Below are 18,158 nucleotides of genomic sequence, written 5' to 3'. Positions count from 1 at the left end.
ACCTCTGCGCCTGGAACCTCGCCGGTCGGCCGGCCCACGACGGGCCGCCGCGGCGCGGACAGGCCTGGCACGGCACCGACCGACAGGTCCGCGGCGAGCTGCTGCGGCGGCTGCGCGAACGGCACGTCGCCGTCGCGCTCGACGACCTCACCGGCAGCGGCCCGGACCTCGCCCAGGTCATGCGGTGTCTCGACTCCCTCGTCGCCGACGGACTCGTCGAGCCGCTCGCCGAGCACTGCTACCGCCTCCCCGCCTGACCGGGACCCGACGGGCCGAGCCCGCGCCTCGGCGGTGCAGGCACGCCCTGCCGGTGGCTGACCGTCGTCGCCACCGAGGCGCGGCGGGTCAGACGTTGCCGAGGACGCGGTCCACGTGGATCTCCACGACCACCCGCTGCGGGTTCGGACGCGGCTGCCGGTAGCGGGCCGCGTACCGACGCACGGCGTCGGCGACCGCGGGCGGCTCGTCGACGACGCGCGCCGTGCCCTCGAGCGTCAGCCAGTGGCGCCCCTCCACCTGGCAGAGCGCGACGCGCCCGCCGCGGGCCGCGTTGACGGCCTTCTGGCTCGTGCGGCTCGTGATGACCCGCGCCACGAGAGCCTCGGTGTCCCAGGTGAACCCGACCGGCGTCACGTGTGGCGAGCCGTCGCGACGCGTGGTGGTGAGGGTCGCGAGGTGCCGCACGGTGAGGAACTCGACGGCAGCCGGCGTCAGGTCGCGGGGGGAGCGTGGCACGGGCCCACGCTAGAGGAGCGGAGTCCGGTCGCACGCCGCAGGTTGCCCGCGCGGCCCGGGACTTGTAGCGTCGCCCCTTGCGCCACGGGCCGGGTGAGCTGGTTCGAAGGGGGTCTCGACGCGTCATGAGGACGTTCTGGCTGCTCGTCCGCGCCGGTTTCCGGCGTCATTCGACGTACCGTCTCGCGCTGCTGGCAGGCATGACGACCAACTCGGTCTTCGGGCTGATCCGAGCCTCGATCGTGCTCGCGGCCATCGCCTCGGCCGGCTCGGCGATCGGTGGCTACGACGCGCCGACGGCCGTCGCGTTCGTGTGGTGGGGGCAGGCACTGCTCGGCACGGTCAACCTCTGGGGCTTCCAGGAGGTCGGCCAACGGGTGCGCACGGGCGACATCGCGGTCGACTTCCTGCGCCCCATCGACCCCCAGCTCGCCTACCTCGCAGCCGATCTCGGCCGGGCCGGCATCAACCTGCTGGCCCGTGGTGCCCCGGCGCTGCTCATCGGCGCCCTGCTGTTCGACTTGGCCTGGCCGGACGGCGCGGTGACCTGGCTGGCCGGGCTCGGGTCGGTCGTCCTCGCCGTAGTCGTGGCCTTCGCGGGAAGCTTCGTCGTCAACCTCCTCGCCTTCTGGCTCGTCGAGGTGCGCGGAGTGCGTCTGCTCTACATGATCACCGGCGGCCTCCTGTGCGGTCTCTACGTGCCGGTGCCGTGGTTTCCCGGCTGGCTGCGGACCATCGCCCAGTGGTCGCCGTTCCCGTCCATGCTGCAGAACCCCATCGACATCCTCGCCGGTCGCGTGACGGGGTCGCAGGTCCTGCCCACCCTGGCCGGCCAGGTGTTCTGGGCGGTCGCGCTCGTCGCGCTGGGCCAGGTCGTCATGCGGGCCGGTCGCCGTCGGCTGGAGGTGCAGGGTGGCTGAGCCGACGAGCGCCCCGAAGACGGGCCGGCCCTCGAGGGGTCGCGCGGCGTCGCACCCGGCCGCGAGCGCGGTCGGGAACCGGCTGCGCCCCTACCGCGTCCTGCTCGCCTCGCGGGCCCGCGCACAGATGCAGTACCGGACCTCGTTCGCCACCGACGTGCTCGGGACGCTGGGAGCCGGGCTGGCCGAGTTCGCCGAGGTGTGGGTCATCTTCCACAACGTCGACGTGCTCGGCGGTCTCGACTTCACCGCCGCGCTGCTCGTCTTCGCGTTGTCCAACCTCGCGTTCGCGGTCGCGGACATGCTCGTGGGCCACCTGGACCAGCTGCCGACCTACATCCGGGCCGGACAGGTCGACGCCTTCTACGTGCGCCCCCTGCCGCTGCTCGCCCAGCTGGTGACGAGCGACCTGTCCCTGCGCCGGGTCGGGCGGATGTCGGTGGCGGTCGTGGCCCTCGCCGTCGCCCTGAGCACTGCCTCGATCTCGTGGTCCTGGGCGACCGTCGCGCTCCTCGTCCTCACCGTCGTCAGCGGCACGGCGATCTTCGCGGCTCTCTTCACGACGGCCGGCGGTCTGCAGTTCTTCCTCGTCGACGGGTCCGAGTTCACCAACGCGTTCACCTACGGCGGCTCCTACGCCGCGCAGCAGAGCCAGCAGGTGTTCCCGGACCTGCTGCGGATCTTCTGGATGTTCGTCGTCCCGACGGCGTTCGTCGCCTACGTGCCGGCGGTCGCCATCCTCGACCTGCGGGGCGACCACCTCGCCCCGACGTGGCTCGCCTGGTGCACGCCGCTGGCGGCACTCTTCGCGTGGGCCGTCGCGGCCCTCTGCTGGCGGCTCGGCACTCGTCACTACCAAGGAGCAGGCGGATGAGCATCATCGAGACCCGTGACCTCGTGCGCGACTTCAGACGCACCCGCGCGGTCGACCACCTGTCGTTCACGGTCGAGCCCGGCGAGTCGGTGGGCTACATCGGCGCCAACGGCGCGGGCAAGTCGACGACGATCAAGATGCTGACCGGCATCCTCAAGCCCACCTCGGGTCACGTCCGCACGTGCGGCTTCGACCCGATGCGTCAGCGGGTGGAGGTCGCGCGACGCGTCGGCGTCGTCTTCGGCCAGCGCTCCCAGCTGTGGTGGGACCTGCCGCTGCGCGAGTCCTTCACGATCCTCGCCGCCATCCACCGGCTCGAGGACTCCCGCGCCCGCGCCCGGACCGACGTGCTCGTCGAGCAGCTGGAGATGGGAGCGGAGCTCGGCACGCCGGTGCGATCGCTCTCGCTGGGGCAGCGGATGCGGGCGGAGATCGCCGCCGCCCTCCTGCACTCGCCCGACCTGCTCGTGCTCGACGAGCCGACGATCGGGCTCGACGTGCTGTCCAAGCAGCGGCTGCGCGAGTTCCTCGTCGGCGAGCGGCGGGAGCGCGGCACGACGCTGCTGCTCACGACCCACGACATGGGTGACATCGAGCGCCTCTGCGACCGTGTGCTCGTCGTCGACCACGGCCGCCTGGCCTTCGACGGCACGCTGCCGGGCCTCGCCGCGACGGTCGGCGCCCAGCGGCTGCTCGTGCTGGACCTGGCCCAGCCGACGCCCGACCTGCAGACCGTCCCCGGAGCGACGCTCGTGGCGAGCGAGTCCGAGGGCCTGCGGCAGCGCCTGTCGTTCGACCCGGCCAGGACGACGGCGGCGGCCGTGCTCGCCCACGTGTCGGCGCGCCACGACGTTCGCGACCTGACCATCGAGGATCCCGACATCGAGGACGTCGTGCGCCGGATCTATGCGGCGTCGGGCCGCCGTGAGCGGGGGGTCGCGGGCGCCGACCGCTGACCGCGGCTCGCCACGGCCTCAGAGGGTCAGCAGCATCCGGGTGTTGCCCAGGGTGTTCGGCTTGACGCGTTCGAGGTCGAGGAACTCCGCGACGCCCTCGTCGTAGGAGCGCAGCAGCTCCGCGTAGACGGCGTGCGACACCGCCTGGCCCTCGATCGGCACGAACCCGTGCCGCTCGAAGAACCGCGTCTCGAACGTCAGGCAGAACAGGCGTCGCACCCCGAGCTCGCGGGCGTCCTCGACCAGCTCGCGGAGGATGCGTCCGCCGAGGCCCGTGCCGAGCTGGTCGTCGGCGACGGCGAGCGTACGCACCTCGGCGAGGTCCTCCCACATGACGTGCAGGGCCCCGCACCCCACGACGCGCCCGTCGACCTCGGCGACACGGAACTCCTGCACCGACTCGTAGTAGGTCACCGCCTCCTTGCTGACGAGGACGCGCCGCTCGGCGAGGGGCGCGACGAGCGCCCGGATGCCGCGGACGTCCGCGGTCCGGGCGCGGCGGATCACCGGCAGGCCCGCACCGACGTCCGCGCCGACGCCCACGCCGGCGTCGGCGCTCACGAGAGGTTCCCGTCGCGGAACTGCGCGAAGAGGCGTCGCGCCTCGGCGCCGAGCACCACGATGGACTGGCCACCCGCCCAGCCGAACGCGCCCTTGGCGACGCCGCGGCCCACCTTCAGCGGGTTGAGCGTGTGCAGGCCGGCCGTGAACGTCAGGATCTCCTCGGCGTCGAGGTTGCTCCTGCCCACCCTGCTGAAGCTCGTCAGGGCCTGTGGGATGGCGATGGGACCGGCGAGCTTGGCCTTGACCGCTGCCGCGAGGATGACCTCGCCCTGGTGCCGCGAGCGGCCGAAGTCCCCGTCCGGGAGCGTCTTTCGCTCCCGGGCGTAGGCGAGGGCCTCGGCGCCGCTCAAGGTCTGGGCACCGGCCTTGATGACGAGGTTCCTGGCGTGCGAGGCGACGACGGTCTTCGGCACGACGATCGGGATGCCACCCTGCTCGTCGACGACCTTCTTGAACCCGGCGAACCCGATGACGACGTAGCCCCGGACCGGCAGCCCGGTGACCCGTCGCACCGTGGCCACCTGCGCCGACGGACCGCCGAACACCATGGCGGAGTTGATCTTCCCCTTGCCGCCGGTCGACAGCGGCACCCAGAGGTCGCGCGCCATACCCATGACGCCCCCGCCGCCGGAGCCGTCCTCGCCGATGACCTGGAGCACGTCGGCACGCGTGCGCTCCAGGGGCTGGCCCTTGCGCGCGTCGGACCCGATGGCGAGCACCCAGCGAGGGCCCTTGGGCCCGAGGCTCGGCCGGTCGATGCCGAGACCCGGCCACCAGCCGCCGACGACCCTCCACGTGGGTCCGACGGCGAGCGTGACGTCCGCACCCGCGGTGACGACGGCTACCGGCGTGCCCATCCAGGAGCCCACCGACGCCTTGGCGCCCGGCGGCACCGGCGCCGGCCTGCGTTGTGCCAGAGCGGACTTCGCCGTGGGGCTGACGGCCGGTCCGAGGTCGCCACCGGCGTAGAGGCGCTTCACGAGCGCGGCCAGCGGGGCGGGTGCACCGGTCACGCCGCCCGACGCTGCGGACGACGGGCTCGCCGGACCCGACGAGCCCGACCCTCTGGCCGTGCTGGCTGCCGAGGAGCCGTTGGACGGGGCCGGTGCGGCGGTGCACGCGGCGAGCAGGGCCGGCGTGACGGCGCCGACGACGGCAGCCACGACGGTGCCCCGCAGCCCGGTGCGACGGCGCGCGGTGGGGCGGTGCACGAAAGTCACCGCCCCACCGTAGACGACCGGTTCACGCGACGCGGGAGGCCGTCCGTACCAGGGACCGCGAGGCGAGGACCGATGCCAGCACGACCGCTCCCGCGAGCACCGACGTCAGGACGAAGCGGACGACCAGGGCCGAGTCGAGCTGGCTGCCGAAGGGCAGCATGAGCACGAGGACGAACCCAGCCGACACGCCGATGGTCACCGCGAGCGGGAGCGCGACCTCGAGGGCACGCGCCCGGTGCAGGGACCTCTGGCCGGTCCCGGCCAGGGCGAGCGCGCGGTACTGGTCGCGTTGGTCCAGGACGCGCGCGGCCTGCACCACGCCCGTCGACGTCGCTCCGACGACGGTGATGATCGCCAGGGTCACGAACGATCCCGTGCTGAGATCTGCCGCGAGGTAGCGCTCGAGCCCCCTGGCGGAGTCGTCGACCGAGGTGAGGCTCGTGAACCCCGTGACGATGACGGCGAGCCCGAGGGCACCCACGGCTCGCCACGTGCTCTTCGGGTCATCGACGATGCGCCGGGCTGCGAGCAGCGTCGTCGCCGTGGGCGCGACCCGTGCCGCGACGCGGCCGGCGACCATGACGACCCAGGGCCCGACGGCGTTGACGGCCAGGATCATCGCGCCGAGCACGAGGACGATGACGACGCGGTCCGGCTCCTTCATGGGGGTGATGACGAGCAGCCAGGCGGCACCGGCGGCCGCCGCCACGAGGAGCCGGAGCAGGCTCAGTCGCCTCGGACTCGTGCGGGCGGCGACGCCGAGCGGGCTCACGACCACCCGGGACAGGCTCGAGGCCCCGGACAGCAGGGCCACGACGACGACTGCCGCGACGACCAGGCCGGTCTTCCACAGCGGTAGCAAGAGCTCGCCGAGCTCGAAGGTGCGCCCCTGGAACGTGAGCCGGGCCACGAGCGGTAGCACGGCCACGTAGAGGACGACGCCGGCCAGGGCACCGACGAGCGCCTGCGCGGCGGCCTCGGCCAGCGTCATCAGGGTCACCTGTCCGGTCGTCCCACCCGCGAGGCGCAGCACGGCCAGACGCTGGTCGCGCCGGGCGATGGCCAGTCTCGCCGCCACCCCGCCGAGGGTCAGGATCGGGATGACCAGGCAGGTCGTGGCGATCCACGCCAGCGTGACGTACAGCTCGCCGAGCGTCGCGGCGTCGATGGAGAGGCCGGCGACGCTGGCGTGCGGCGGGGTCGTGTTGCGCGCCTCGAACGCCGACAGGCCGGCGACACTGACGAGCAGGGCCGCGGTGGCGACGGCGAACGAGACGACGGCAAGGACGCTCGGCACCCGGTCCGACTCGGCGGCGGCTCGACGCAGTCGCCACCAGAGTGACAGCGCGGCCCTCACCGCCCGACTCCGAGCACGGCACCGGAGGTGTGACCCGACGTCGAACGGGCGGTCGTCCGCTCCACGACGCGTCCGTCCCGCACCCGCACGACGGACTGGCACCACGCAGCGACGTTCTCGTCGTGGGTCACGACGACGAGCGATGCCCCGGTGTGTGCGGCGAGGTCGGTCAGGTGCCGCATGACCTCGGCGCTCGTGTGCTGGTCGAGCGCACCGGTGGGCTCGTCGGCGAAGACGACGCCGGGCCGCGCCACCATGGCGCGCGCGATGGCGACCCGCTGGGCCTGTCCGCCGGAGAGCTCGCCCGGGCGCCGCTTCTCCAGACCGGCGAGGCCGAGAGGTGCGAACAGGGGCAGGGCCTGCCGGGTGGCGGCCCGCCGCGACAGGCCGTCGAGCATGAGCGGGAGGGCGACGTTCTCCACCGCGGGCAGCTCGGGCAGGAGCATGACCTGCTGGAAGACGAAGCCGAAGTCCTTGCGGCGCAGCGTGGTCCGTTCCCGGTCGGACAGGCGTGCGATGTCGCGTCCGCGCCACAGCACTTGGCCGCCGGTGGGTCGCAGGATGCCGGCGAGGACGTGCAGCAGCGTCGTCTTGCCCGAGCCGGACGGGCCCATGACGGCGATGCTCTGGCCGCGGTGGACGGTGAGGTCGACGCCCCCCAGCGCGGGCGGCGTCTGGCCGGGGGTGTGGCCGTAGGTCATGACGAGGTCGCGGGCGACGAGGCCCTCGGGCGCGTTCGGGTCGTGGTTGCTCATGGCGTCCACCCTCGCCTCGGACGACCTGCCACGTCGTCGGCCGCCGGTCCCCATGCGTGCGGCGCGGCTACGACCCCGGTCTGACCCCGCGGTGCACCGGTGTCAGACCCCGGTCGAGGCCGCGGCGGGCGAAATGGAGCGGAACGGCCATGGGGGAGGACGGCGAAGGGGCCGGGGAACGTGTCCCCGGCCCCTTCGGCCGATGGGGCCTCGTGAGTCCCAGCGGAGCGCCGGCTCCAGACCGTGCCTCAGCGCTCGCCGGACACCCCGCGGTCGGGGTAGACCGTGTCGTCGGGCACGGGCGGCCCGGCCGTGACGTTGACGCCGAGCGCCTCGTCGAGCGCGGCGCCCTCGGGCAGCTCGGGCAGGTCGTCCGCGGGGCGGTGCGTCTTGCCCGGGTGGGCCATGTCCGAGAACGTGAACGTCTCCTCCTTGCCCTCGCCCTCGGTGTCGACCTTGACGTACTGGCCGGACGTGAACTCGGCGTAGAGGATCTTCTCCGACAGCGCGTCCTCGATCTCGCGCTGGATGGTGCGGCGCAGCGGGCGCGCACCGAGCACGGGGTCGTAGCCCTTCTTGGCGAGCAGGTTCTTGGCCGCGGGCGTGAGCTCGATGCCCATGTCCTTGTCCTTGAGCCGCTTGTCGAGCTTGGCGATCTCGAGGTCGACGATCTGGGTGATCTCGTCCCTGCTGAGGTGCGGGAACACGATCGTGTCGTCGACGCGGTTGAGGAACTCGGGGCGGAAGTGCTGCTTGAGCTCGTCGGTGACCTTCGCCTTCATCCGCTCGTAGTCCGAGCGGCTGTCGGGTCCGGCGCTGAAGCCCATCGAGGCCTTGGAGATGTCGCGCGTGCCGAGGTTCGTCGTCATGATGATGACGGTGTTCTTGAAGTCGACCATCCGACCCTGGGAGTCGGTCAGGCGGCCGTCCTCGAGCACCTGCAGCAGCGAGTTGAAGATCTCCGGGTGGGCCTTCTCTACCTCGTCGAAGAGCACGACCGAGAACGGCTTGCGGCGCACCTTCTCGGTGAGCTGGCCGCCCTCCTCGTAGCCGACGTAGCCGGGGGGCGAACCGAACAGGCGCGAGACCGTGTGCTTCTCGGAGAACTCCGACATGTCGAGGCTGATGAGCGCGTCCTCGCTGCCGAAGAGGAACTCGGCGAGCGTCTTGGCCAGCTCGGTCTTACCGACGCCGGTGGGGCCGGCGAAGATGAACGAGCCACCCGGACGACGCGGGTCCTTCAGGCCCGCACGCGTGCGCCGGATCGCCTGCGACAGCGCCTTGACGGCGTCGTCCATGCCGACGATGCGCTTGTGCAGCTCGTCCTCCATGTGGAGCAGCCGGCTCGACTCCTCCTCGGTCAGCTTGAACACCGGGATGCCGGTGCTGGCGGCAAGGACCTCGGCGATGAGCTCCTCGTCGACCTCGGCGACGACGTCCATGTCACCGGACTTCCACTGCGCCTCACGGGCGGCCTTCTCCTGGCGCAGGCGCTTCTCGTCGTCGCGGACGCGCGCCGCACGCTCGAAGTCCTGGCCGTCGATGGCCGACTCCTTCTCGCGGACGAGCGCGGCGATCTTCTCGTCGAAGTCGCGCAGGTCCGGCGGGGCCGTCATCCGGCGGATGCGCAGGCGCGCGCCCGCCTCGTCGATGAGGTCGATGGCCTTGTCGGGCAGGAACCGGTCGTTGATGTAGCGGTCGGCCATGTTCGCCGCCGCGACGAGCGCGCCGTCGGTGATGGTGACCCGGTGGTGGGCCTCGTAGCGGTCGCGCAGGCCCTTGAGGATCTCGATGGCGTGCGGCAGCGTCGGCTCCTGGACCTGGATCGGCTGGAAGCGCCGCTCGAGCGCCGAGTCCTTCTCGATGTGCTTGCGGTACTCGTCGAGCGTCGTCGCGCCGATCGTCTGCAGCTCACCGCGCGCCAGCATCGGCTTGAGGATGCTCGCGGCGTCGATGGCACCCTCGGCCGCACCGGCACCGACGAGGGTGTGGATCTCGTCGATGAAGATGATGATGTCGCCGCGGGTGCGGATCTCCTTGAGGACCTTCTTCAGCCGCTCCTCGAAGTCACCGCGGTAGCGGCTGCCCGCGACGAGCGAGCCGAGGTCGAGGGTGTAGAGCTGCTTGTCCTTGAGGGTCTCCGGGACCTCGCCCTTGACGATGTCCTGGGCCAGGCCCTCGACGACGGCGGTCTTGCCGACGCCGGGCTCACCGATGAGGACCGGGTTGTTCTTCGTGCGGCGGGACAGCACCTGCATGACCCGCTCGATCTCCTTCTCGCGCCCGATGACCGGGTCGAGCTTGCCCTCGCGGGCGGCCTGGGTGAGGTTGCGGCCGAACTGGTCCAGCACGAGCGACCCCGCCGGGGTGCCCTCGCCCTGGGCCTGGCCGACGCCGGCACCGGTCTTCTCGCCGCTCTGACCGCCCTGGTAGCCCGACAGCAGCTGGATGACCTGCTGGCGCACCTTGTTCAGCTCGGCTCCGAGCTTGACGAGGACCTGGGCTGCGACGCCCTCGCCCTCACGGATGAGGCCGAGGAGGATGTGCTCGGTGCCGATGTAGCTGTGGCCGAGCTGGAGTGCCTCGCGGAGCGAGTACTCGAGAACCTTCTTCGCGCGGGGCGTGAAGGGGATGTGGCCGGTCGGGGCCTGCTGCCCCTGGCCGATGATCTCCTGGACCTGGGCCCGGACCGCTTCGAGCGAGATGTCGAGCGATTCGAGGGCCTTCGCGGCGACGCCTTCGCCTTCGTGGATCAGACCCAGGAGGATGTGCTCGGTCCCGATGTAGTTGTGGTTGAGCAGACGCGCTTCCTCCTGCGCGAGGACAACCACCCTCCGGGCCCTGTCGGTGAACCGTTCGAACATGTTCTTCTCCTGACTGATCGAGAGACATCTCGATGCTATCCGTGCCCGCTGTCAGCGAGCACAACCCGACCAACGCGGCGACCTCGGGTCCTGTTCCCCATCCTGAGTCGGTGGGGCTCAGGTTCCGAGCCTGTTCGCCATGGGCGGAACACACCAGTCCCATACCCGCGCCGCATCCGCACCCCGCTGTCCACGCACACTCCGACGACCCGGGCCCGCGCACCCTCCGCAAACCGAGGCCACCCGAGGCCGGCCAACGCGACCGCGCCATGGCGCGGTTCCCCGCCGTCTTGGCGTCCCGGTGGCCTCAGAGCTGCGCCGTGGCGAAGTTCTCGGTCTCGAGTCCTCCGGCTGATGTCACGTCGCCGGGCCGGCTCGGGAAGTGGCGACGCCAGTCCTCGCGCAGCCGCGGCACCGGCATCCCCACGGAGCGCATCGCCTTGGTGACGCGGCCGAGTGTGCGCGCCGGGGTGGAGTAGATGTCCTTCGACACGATGACGAGCCGACGGATCCTCTCGTCGTCCAGCGCTTCGTCCCGAGCAAGGTCACCGAGCCACTGCACCTCGGAGTCGGCGTGCTGCCGTCCGTCGTACTCGAAGACGAGCCGGTAGGGCAGGTAGGCGAGGTCGTACCGGCGGACGAGCGTGCCGTCGGGAGCACGGCCCGGACGTCGACCGCGGGTTCCGGCAATCCCGCCAGGACGATGAGCAGCCTGACCCACGTCTCCATCGGTGAGTCCACGCCTGCTCGGACGAGCGAGGCCGCCTGCCGGGCGAGGCGCGAGTACGGTCCGTGGTGCCGACCGGCGGTCCGGACGAGCTCACCCGGCGAGGTGCGTCCCGCCCTGACGAGAGAGTCGCCGAGCACGACGAGATCCACCAGATCCAGCATCTGTGACAGGTCGAGGAAGGTCTGCACCGGACTGGTGACACGCAGTCCTCGGAAGCTGACGACGCGCTGAGCCGCCTTGGTGCGGTGTGCGGCGATCCCGACGCGTCGGGAACGGTTGCGCGGGCTGCACACGTGCACGTCCGCGTCGTCGGGGACGACGCCGCCCCACAGCCTCGCTGCAGTGTGGTGCGACACGTAGCTGCCCGGGGTGACGACGGCAAGGGCCGCCTCGATCCGCGCCCTCGTCGTCGGCTCCGCCTCGCGCACGAGATACACCCCGCGGAAGACCGGCTGGTGGCTGCGCCTCAGTCTGCCATCCGTGACTCCGGCCCCGATCGCGTCGGACCGGAGGAGCACCGACGTCTGCTGGTCAGGGGTTGCCATGCCGAGAGCCTGCCCGTTGACCGCGTCGGCGCGCAGCCGCTCTCCACAGCCCTCACGGGCGGCACCTTCACAACTCCGCCGTGGCGCGGTTGTTGGGGACGAGGGTGTGCTGCATCGGCCGTGGAAGTGCGCCGTGGCGCGGTTGTGGCGGGGAGTTGTGGCTCATCCGCCCGGGAAGTGCGCCGTGGCGCGGTTGTGGCGGGCGTAGGCGCAGGGCATCGACGCGTCAGCTCGGCGGGTGCCGGCGCGCGAACCGCTCGTGCAGGTCGCGGACCTCGTCCTCCAGCTCGGGCACCGGGCCCGCGACGACGGCGCCCGGCACGACGTCGGTGATCGCCAGGGCCCGGACCCGCGAGGGCGAGGAGCCCCACGACGCGCGCCACCGCACGAGCTGCTCGGTGCTCGCGGCGTAGACGATCCGACCCAGCCCCACCCAACCGTGCGCAGCCGAGCACATCGCGCAATGCTCGCCCGAGGTGTAGACCGTCGCGGCGGCCCGCTCCGCCGGCGTCAGCCGGGCACCGGCCCACCGGGCGATGGCGAGCTCGGGGTGCTGGGTCTCGTCGAGCTCGACGACGTGGTTGTGGTCCTCGAAGAGCACCTTGCCCTCACCCGACACGAGGACCGAGCCGAACGGCTCGTCGCCGCGCTCGAGCGCGAGACGGGCGAGCTCGACGGCCCGCCGCAGGTGGACGAGGTCGGCGCCGGTGACTCTCGACCCGGCGCCCACGCCACGCGCGCTCGGGCGGCCCGCACCCACGCCACCCGCGCCACCCGCGCTCCCGCCGCCCGCCCGGTCGTCGGTGCCGCCGCTGCCGCCGGCCAGCCGGTCGTCGCTGCTCATGCGACCCTCCCGGTGACGAGTGCGAAGGTGACGAAGGCGCCCCCGTCGGCCTCGAGCATCTGCTGCACGGGCGAGGTGGCCTGGCCCTTGAGCTCGTTGACGGCCCGCTCCCAGAGCAGCCAGTTGGCGCACCCCTCCGGCTGGCTGCGTGCCGTCACCGAGGTGAAGGCGCGGCTGAACTCCCACTGGCTGCGCAGCCACTCCGCGGTGTGCCACGCGGCGGTCTCGGCCCCGACGACACGGTCGAGGTGGTCCGGGATCTCGCCGAGCTCGCGCACCTCGGTGGTCAGGGCCGGCGTGGCGACGCCGAGCTGCCCTCCCGGGCGCAGGAACCTGGCCACGTACGGCGGGTAGTGGTCACCGGTACCGAAGTACTCCCACGCGTCGATGCTGACGACGGCGTCGAACGTGCCACGGCCGAAGGGCAGCTGGTGGGCGTCGACGCGCACCGGCAGGACTCGGTCCGCCACGCCTTCCTTGTCGAAGACGGCACCGGCCTCGCTCGGGTCGACCCAGAGGTCGGCGGCGACCACGTGCACGCCGTACTCCTTGGCGAGGAACACCGACGTCGCACCGAGGCCCGACCCCAGGTCGAGGACGCGCATGCCCGGGCGCAGCTCGAGGTCGGCCGCGAGGTCCTCGAGCAGCCAGAGCGGGTGCGGCCCCATGTCGAGGTCGACGAGCCACATGGCGTCGTACTTGGCGGACTTGGGGAAGGCGTCCTTCGTCAGGTGGTCGAGCGCTGGCATGCCCCGATCCTCCCTGTGACGGCCCCGCACGTCGACCGAGATCCACGGGCCGACCATCCGGACCGGTTCGACGCGACGGTGTGGGTGAGCGAACGCGTCGGTCCACCAGCGGGTTCGCGCGAGCGCCGCGTCGGCGGACGACGGGCGACGCGGGTCAGTTGGCGCGGACGAGGTCCTCGGGCGTCAGCCCGACCACCGAGGTGCGGCCCGAAAGGGCCAGCTGGAGGTCGAGCTCGGCGCGCAGGTTGCGCAGCACCTCGACGACCCCGGCAGCCCCGGCCAAGGCCAGGCCGTAGACGTGCGGACGCCCGACGCCGACCGCGTTGGCTCCCAGCGCAAGCGCGACGAAGGCGTCTGCGCCGCAGCGGATCCCACTGTCGAACACGATCGGCATCCGTGAACCAGAGTGCCGCACCGCCTCGACGACGCCGGGCAGCGCGTCGAGCGCTGCCACCGACCGGTCGACCTGCCGGCCACCGTGGTTCGACACCCAGAGGCCGTCCACACCGGCGTCGACCGCTCGCCGGGCGTCGTCGGGGTGCAGGATGCCCTTGAGCACCACGGGGAGCGTCGTCAGCGACCGGAGCCGGGGGAGGTCCTCCCACGTCAGGGACGGCCGGCTGAACACGTCGAGGAAGGTGTCGACCGCGGCACGCGGCCCGGGTGAGGAGAGGTTGCGACGCGTGTCGCCCGGGTGGTTGCGGCTGATGGACAGCAGCGTCGAAACGACGGCGGGGGTCGGACGCGGACGCTCCTGCGTCCCAAGGTGTTCCGCGGCCGCGAGCCGTTCGGAGACGAGGCGCCGGAACACCGGGTCGGACGTGTACTGGGCGATGCCCTCACCGCGGGCGAAGGGGAGGTGGCCGAGGTCCAGGTCACGCGGTCGCCAGCCGAGGTACGCGGTGTCGAGCGTGACGACGAGGGCCTCGCTGCCGCAGGCCTCGGCGCGGGACACGAGGCTCTCGACGAGGGCGTCGTCGCTGCTCCAGTACAGCTGGTACCAGTGGCCCGACCCGTCCAGCTCGCGCGCGACGTCCTCCATCGGCACGGACGCCTGGGTGCTGAGCACCGGCGTCACGTGCTGTTCGCGGGCGCCTCGCGCGACCGCGAGATCGGCGTCGCGGTGGGCCATCGACAGCACGCCGATGGGGGAGACGAGGAACGGCGAGGCGTGCCGCCGGCCGAACAGCTCCACGGACTGGTCACGGGCACGTGTGTCGACGAGCATCCGCGGCACGACCTGCCACCGGTCGAACGCCTGACGGTTGGCGCGGGCGGTCGCCTCGGACCCGGCCGACCCGGCGACGTAGGCGAACCCACGACGGGACATGACGCGGCGCGCGGCCTCCTCGAGCCGCGTCCCGTCGGTGGGCACGGCGGGGCGACGCCCGAAGGCGCCCGCCCGGTACACGGCCGACTGCACCGCGCGACCGAGCCCTCCGTCAGGCATGCCGCCTCCTCGTCCTCGGGCCCGACTGCAGTCCGGTGCCGCGGGCTGCTGCCCCCGACGCCGCCCCGGCGGCTGCCCCGTCCGCCGCCCCGGCGGCTGCCCTGTCCGCCGACCCGGCCGAAGCCCCTGTCGTCACCACGTCACGGACACCGCGTCACGCCACCACCGCTCGAGCGCGTCGGCCGGCTCGACGTCGGTCCGGCTCCAGAGCCGCAGGAACACGTCGACGGCGCCGCCGGTCCACGCCACGTCGGCGTCGGCGGCGAGGGCCTCGACGTCGGTGAGCCGGGTCGTCGTGGCGGGTCGGTCCGGCGCGAGGTCGAGCAGCCAGGCGAGCGCGGCGTCGTCGGGCCGCACGAGCAGGCGCACCGGTCGCTCCGGCTGCACGCCCTGCTTGCCGCGCGGGACGAACCCGGTGAGCAGCTCGTCGATGCCGTCGGACGCGGCCCTTGGACGCAGCCACGTCTCCTCCGGACGCGGCGGCCTCCCCAGGCGGGCCGCCATGGCGTCGACGGCGTGGACCGTCGTCTCGTGGCACTGCCGTCGCGTCCAGAAGACCCGCGGGGCGGGGGCGTCGTGGAGGAACGTGAACGCGTCGAGGTCGTCGGGGGCGTCGAACAGGGCCTGGAGCAGGCCGGTAGCGCCCTCGTCGAACCACGCGAGGAGGTCGGTCGCTGCCCGGCCCTCGGACTCGAGACGATCCGGGTCGGCCACCGGCGCACCGCGCACGTGGCTCGCGGCCCAGCGGTGCACCATCCCCTGGTGCGCGACGAGGTCGAGCACGGACCATCCGGGGCAGGTCGGCACGCGCGCGTCGAGGCCGGCCGAGCCGGCGTTGCCACGCAGCACGGTGGCGGCCGTGCCGAGGCCCTCGCCGAGGTCGTCGAGCGTCAGCCCGGAGGCCAGGGCCGAGGACGGGCCGCTGCCGGGCGCGTCGGGGGAGTGCTCGCTCACGGCCCCGAGTCTGCCCCAAGCGGCCGGGCCGCGGAGAGCCGCGGAGAGGGGAAGCCACGCTGCCACAGCGGTCCCGGACCGGGCATCACGGCCCGCAGCGGTAGATTTCGCGCGAGGACGGCCACCGCCGCCTGCCCGTACCGCCAACGAACCCCGGAGGCCCGCCGTGGACGCCAGCGACCTGCTGCGCAACTCCCTCCTGCAGCTGTCCAAGCAGGAGAAGATCCGAGACGTCATCGAGAAGGCGCCCGTGTCGCGCTCGGTCGTCAAGCGTTTCGTCCCCGGGACCGACCGCGCCGACGTCGTCGGGGCCGCCGCCGAGATCGCCGCCTCGGGCCGGCTCGCCACCATCGACTACCTGGGCGAGGACACCGTCGAGCTCGCCCACGCGCAGCACACCCGGGACGCGTACGTCGGGCTGCTCACGGCCCTCGCCGACCAGGGACTCACCCAGGGCGGCACCGTCGAGGTCTCGCTCAAGCTGAGCGCCCTCGGTCAGGCGCTGCCCGGCGACGGCGACACGATCGCGCTCGACCACGCCCGCGACATCTGCGCCGCGGCCGAGCAGGCCGGTACGACGGTGACCCTCGACATGGAGGACCACACGACCACCGACCGCACCCTCGAGTCCCTGCGCGAGCTGCGGGCGGACTTCCCGAGCGTCGGGGCGGTCCTGCAGGCCTACCTCTACCGGACCGAGGCCGACTGCCGCGACCTCGCCCACGCCGGCTCCCGCGTCCGCCTGTGCAAGGGCGCCTACAAAGAGCCCGAGTCGGTGGCCTTCCAGTCGAGCGCCGACGTCGACAAGTCCTACGTCCGCTGCCTCAAGGTGCTTATGAGGGGCGAGGGCTACCCGATGGTCGCCTCGCACGACCCACGGCTCATCGAGATCGCCGGGGCGCTCGCCGGCCAGGCCGGACGCGACCCGCGCTCGTTCGAGTACCAGATGCTCTACGGCATCCGCCCCGACGAGCAGCGCCGCATCGCCGACCGGGGCGACCAGATGCGGGTCTACATCCCGTACGGACAGGAGTGGTACGGCTACCTCATGCGGCGCATGGCCGAGCGCCCGGCCAACGTCATGTTCTTCCTGCGCGGCATCGCCACCAAGGGCTGACGTCCCCCACCCACCCGCACTCGGCTCAGGAGGCCACGATGACGACCACCGCGATCTTGGGAGCCGGGGTCATGGGCGAGACGCTCGTGTCCGGGCTCATCCGGTCCGGCCGCGCGCCCGCCGACCTCGTCGTGACCGGGCGAACGCCCGAGAAGGTCGACGCGCTCGCCCGCCGGTACGGCGTCCGCGTCCTGTCCAACCCCGAGGCGGCCGACGCCGCCGACACACTCGTGCTGTGCGTCAAGCCCCAGGACATGACGGCACTGCTCGACGAGATCCACGACCACGTGGCGCCGGGCAACGTCGTCGTGTCCCTGGCGGCGGGCATCACGACCGAGTACCTCGAGTCGCGCCTGCCCGAGGGCACGTCGGTCGTCCGCGTCATGCCCAACACGCCGGCGCTCGTCGACGAGGGGATGGCCGGCATCGCGCCCGGCCGGCACTGCACCGACGACCACCTGGCCGAGGCCGAGGCGCTGCTGTCCTCGTGCGGCAAGGTCGTGCGCCTGCCCGAGAAGCACCTCGACGCGGTCACGGCGATCTCCGGGTCGGGGCCCGCGTACATCTTCTACGTCGTCGAGGCCATGATCGAGGCGGGCGTCGTGCTCGGCCTGCCCCGGGCCACGTCCACCGACCTCGTCGTCCAGACGCTCTACGGGGCCGCGACGATGCTCAAGGAGACGCGCGAGCACCCGACGGTGCTCCGCGAGCAGGTCAGCTCGCCCGGGGGCACCACGGTCGCGGCGCTGCGCCAGCTGGACGACCACAAGGTGCGCGCCGCGTTCGTCACCGCGATGGAGGCGGCGGCGGCGCGTAGCAGGGAGCTGGCCTCGGGGCAGTCCTGAGGGCACGCTGGGCCGATGGAGATCTCGGGCACAACCGACAGCAGCGGCAGCACCGGCGGCACGAAAGGCCGAGGCAGCACCGGCGGCACCGACAGCGTGGACAGCGGCGGCAGCACCAGGGATGCCGTCGCCCGGGCCGCACGGGGCTCGGACGAGCACCGGCCGGCGATGCACCTGCACCGGGTCGGCCCCGACGACTGGCAGAGCCACCGCGACATCCGCCTCGAGATGCTCACCGCCGCCCCGGACGCCTTCTGGTTCACCCACGCCGACGAGGCGGTCTACGACGAGGCCGACTGGCGCGAGCGCATCGAGGGCGCCTGGCTGGTCCAGGCGCGTGACGCGTCCGGCGTGCTCGGCAGCGCCGGCCTGGGGTCGCACTGGGAGCCCGAGCGGGCCACCGTGGCAACGCTTTTCGGTCTCTACGTGGCTCCACGCGCCCGCGGCAGGGGCGTCGGGGAGGCGCTCGTCCGCGCGGTGCTGGACGAGGCACGTCGACGCGGCAAGTCCGAGGTGCTGCTCGAGGTGACGAGCAACAACCCCGCGGCCCGGGCCCTGTACGAGCGCTGCGGCTTCGTCGCCACCGGCGCCACGCACCCGCACCCGCGCCGCGAGGAGCTGCACGAGCTCGAGATGGTCGCCCGGCTCACCGACCCGTGAGCCCGGCCCCCGTGGCCGC

At 72.7% G+C, this 18,158-nt stretch carries 17 protein-coding genes and 1 pseudogene; 7 read left to right on the top strand and 11 right to left on the bottom strand.

The window, feature by feature from the left end; all coding sequences use genetic code 11:
• A pseudogene (locus tag ACPYOM_RS08645) lies at positions 1-257 on the top strand (A/G-specific adenine glycosylase); the annotation flags it as partial.
• Positions 258-345: 88 nt separating this feature from the next.
• On the opposite strand, the gene ACPYOM_RS08640 reads toward ACPYOM_RS08645, so the two are convergent.
• Positions 346-735: a pyridoxamine 5'-phosphate oxidase family protein gene (locus ACPYOM_RS08640; RefSeq protein WP_481340380.1), complete on the bottom strand. Its 390-nt coding sequence runs from the start codon at positions 733-735 to the stop codon at positions 346-348.
• 125 nt (positions 736-860) lie between these two features.
• Here ACPYOM_RS08640 and ACPYOM_RS08635 point away from each other — a divergent pair, with 125 nt between their 5' ends.
• Genes ACPYOM_RS08635 through ACPYOM_RS08625 form a run of 3 tightly spaced genes read left to right on the top strand, consistent with a single transcriptional unit; the run spans position 861 to position 3,485 of the window.
• The gene (locus ACPYOM_RS08635) at positions 861-1,655 is read left to right on the top strand and encodes an ABC transporter permease (RefSeq protein ID WP_481340382.1); all 795 of its coding nucleotides are present in this window, start codon (positions 861-863) and stop codon (positions 1,653-1,655) included.
• Positions 1,648-2,529 carry an ABC transporter permease gene (locus tag ACPYOM_RS08630; RefSeq protein WP_481345633.1) on the top strand — a complete coding sequence of 294 codons (882 nt, stop codon included), beginning with the start codon at positions 1,648-1,650 and terminating at the stop codon, positions 2,527-2,529. The genes ACPYOM_RS08635 and ACPYOM_RS08630 overlap by 8 nt, the downstream gene beginning before the upstream one ends.
• Positions 2,526-3,485 (top strand): ABC transporter ATP-binding protein, encoded by a 960-nt coding sequence (locus tag ACPYOM_RS08625; RefSeq protein ID WP_481345632.1) that lies wholly within the window; start codon positions 2,526-2,528, stop codon positions 3,483-3,485. The genes ACPYOM_RS08630 and ACPYOM_RS08625 overlap by 4 nt, the downstream gene beginning before the upstream one ends.
• Before the next feature lie 18 nt (positions 3,486-3,503).
• On the opposite strand, the gene ACPYOM_RS08620 is transcribed toward ACPYOM_RS08625, so the two are convergent.
• The 10 genes from ACPYOM_RS08620 to ACPYOM_RS08575 all read right to left on the bottom strand — a co-directional run bounded on the left by ACPYOM_RS08620 (position 3,504) and on the right by ACPYOM_RS08575 (position 15,517).
• Entirely contained in the window at positions 3,504-4,046 is a 543-nt protein-coding gene (locus ACPYOM_RS08620) for an amino-acid N-acetyltransferase (RefSeq protein WP_481340388.1), read from the bottom strand.
• Complete coding sequence (locus ACPYOM_RS08615; protein ID WP_481345631.1) at positions 4,043-5,269, bottom strand: LCP family protein; 1,227 nt, start codon at positions 5,267-5,269, stop codon at positions 4,043-4,045. Before ACPYOM_RS08615 ends, ACPYOM_RS08620 begins: the two co-directional genes overlap by 4 nt.
• A gap of 22 nt (positions 5,270-5,291) precedes the next feature.
• On the bottom strand, positions 5,292-6,626 hold the full coding sequence (locus ACPYOM_RS08610; protein WP_481345630.1) for an FtsX-like permease family protein: 1,335 nt from the start codon (positions 6,624-6,626) through the stop codon (positions 5,292-5,294).
• Positions 6,623-7,381, bottom strand: a complete 759-nt coding sequence (locus ACPYOM_RS08605) for an ABC transporter ATP-binding protein (RefSeq protein WP_481345629.1) — start codon at positions 7,379-7,381, stop codon at positions 6,623-6,625. Before ACPYOM_RS08605 ends, ACPYOM_RS08610 begins: the two co-directional genes overlap by 4 nt.
• Before the next feature lie 248 nt (positions 7,382-7,629).
• A complete protein-coding gene (locus ACPYOM_RS08600; protein ID WP_481340396.1) occupies positions 7,630-10,245 on the bottom strand; it encodes an ATP-dependent Clp protease ATP-binding subunit in 2,616 nt (871 codons plus the stop codon).
• Positions 10,246-10,552: 307 nt separating this feature from the next.
• Positions 10,553-10,966: a hypothetical protein gene (locus ACPYOM_RS08595; protein WP_481345628.1), complete on the bottom strand. Its 414-nt coding sequence runs from the start codon at positions 10,964-10,966 to the stop codon at positions 10,553-10,555.
• 780 nt (positions 10,967-11,746) lie between these two features.
• Positions 11,747-12,250, bottom strand: a complete 504-nt coding sequence (locus ACPYOM_RS08590) for a nucleoside deaminase (RefSeq protein WP_481345634.1) — start codon at positions 12,248-12,250, stop codon at positions 11,747-11,749.
• Between the two features lie 110 nt (positions 12,251-12,360).
• The gene (locus tag ACPYOM_RS08585) at positions 12,361-13,113 is read right to left on the bottom strand and encodes an SAM-dependent methyltransferase (protein ID WP_481345627.1); all 753 of its coding nucleotides are present in this window, start codon (positions 13,111-13,113) and stop codon (positions 12,361-12,363) included.
• Between the two features lie 154 nt (positions 13,114-13,267).
• A complete protein-coding gene (locus ACPYOM_RS08580; protein ID WP_481345626.1) occupies positions 13,268-14,563 on the bottom strand; it encodes an alpha-hydroxy-acid oxidizing protein in 1,296 nt (431 codons plus the stop codon).
• Positions 14,564-14,695: 132 nt separating this feature from the next.
• Positions 14,696-15,517 (bottom strand): maleylpyruvate isomerase N-terminal domain-containing protein, encoded by an 822-nt coding sequence (locus ACPYOM_RS08575; protein ID WP_481345625.1) that lies wholly within the window; start codon positions 15,515-15,517, stop codon positions 14,696-14,698.
• A gap of 166 nt (positions 15,518-15,683) precedes the next feature.
• Here ACPYOM_RS08575 and ACPYOM_RS08570 point away from each other — a divergent pair, with 166 nt between their 5' ends.
• The 3 genes from ACPYOM_RS08570 to ACPYOM_RS08560 are packed head-to-tail and all read left to right on the top strand — an operon-like array spanning position 15,684 to position 18,139.
• Positions 15,684-16,634 (top strand): proline dehydrogenase family protein, encoded by a 951-nt coding sequence (locus ACPYOM_RS08570; protein WP_481345624.1) that lies wholly within the window; start codon positions 15,684-15,686, stop codon positions 16,632-16,634.
• Between the two features lie 38 nt (positions 16,635-16,672).
• The gene (gene proC, locus ACPYOM_RS08565; protein ID WP_481343989.1) at positions 16,673-17,479 is read left to right on the top strand and encodes a pyrroline-5-carboxylate reductase; all 807 of its coding nucleotides are present in this window, start codon (positions 16,673-16,675) and stop codon (positions 17,477-17,479) included.
• Between the two features lie 15 nt (positions 17,480-17,494).
• Entirely contained in the window at positions 17,495-18,139 is a 645-nt protein-coding gene (locus tag ACPYOM_RS08560; RefSeq protein WP_481345623.1) for a GNAT family N-acetyltransferase, read from the top strand.
• The last annotated feature ends 19 nt before the right edge of the window (positions 18,140-18,158 follow it).

The organism is Monashia sp. HAY1-2A, from assembly GCF_056755315.1.
The sequence above is the reverse complement of the archived record's forward strand: the minus strand, read 5'-3'. Positions and strand labels throughout refer to the sequence as shown.

Coding starts and splice junctions, on each gene's coding strand:
- ACPYOM_RS08635 (WP_481340382.1), top strand. CDS start 861: ATGAGGACGTTCTGGCTGCTCGTCCGCGCCGGTTTCCGGCGTCATTCG.
- proC (WP_481343989.1), top strand. CDS start 16,673: ATGACGACCACCGCGATCTTGGGAGCCGGGGTCATGGGCGAGACGCTC.
- ACPYOM_RS08600 (WP_481340396.1), bottom strand. CDS start 10,245: ATGTTCGAACGGTTCACCGACAGGGCCCGGAGGGTGGTTGTCCTCGCG.
- ACPYOM_RS08580 (WP_481345626.1), bottom strand. CDS start 14,563: ATGCCTGACGGAGGGCTCGGTCGCGCGGTGCAGTCGGCCGTGTACCGG.
- ACPYOM_RS08625 (WP_481345632.1), top strand. CDS start 2,526: ATGAGCATCATCGAGACCCGTGACCTCGTGCGCGACTTCAGACGCACC.
- ACPYOM_RS08585 (WP_481345627.1), bottom strand. CDS start 13,113: ATGCCAGCGCTCGACCACCTGACGAAGGACGCCTTCCCCAAGTCCGCC.
- ACPYOM_RS08605 (WP_481345629.1), bottom strand. CDS start 7,381: ATGAGCAACCACGACCCGAACGCGCCCGAGGGCCTCGTCGCCCGCGAC.
- ACPYOM_RS08560 (WP_481345623.1), top strand. CDS start 17,495: ATGGAGATCTCGGGCACAACCGACAGCAGCGGCAGCACCGGCGGCACG.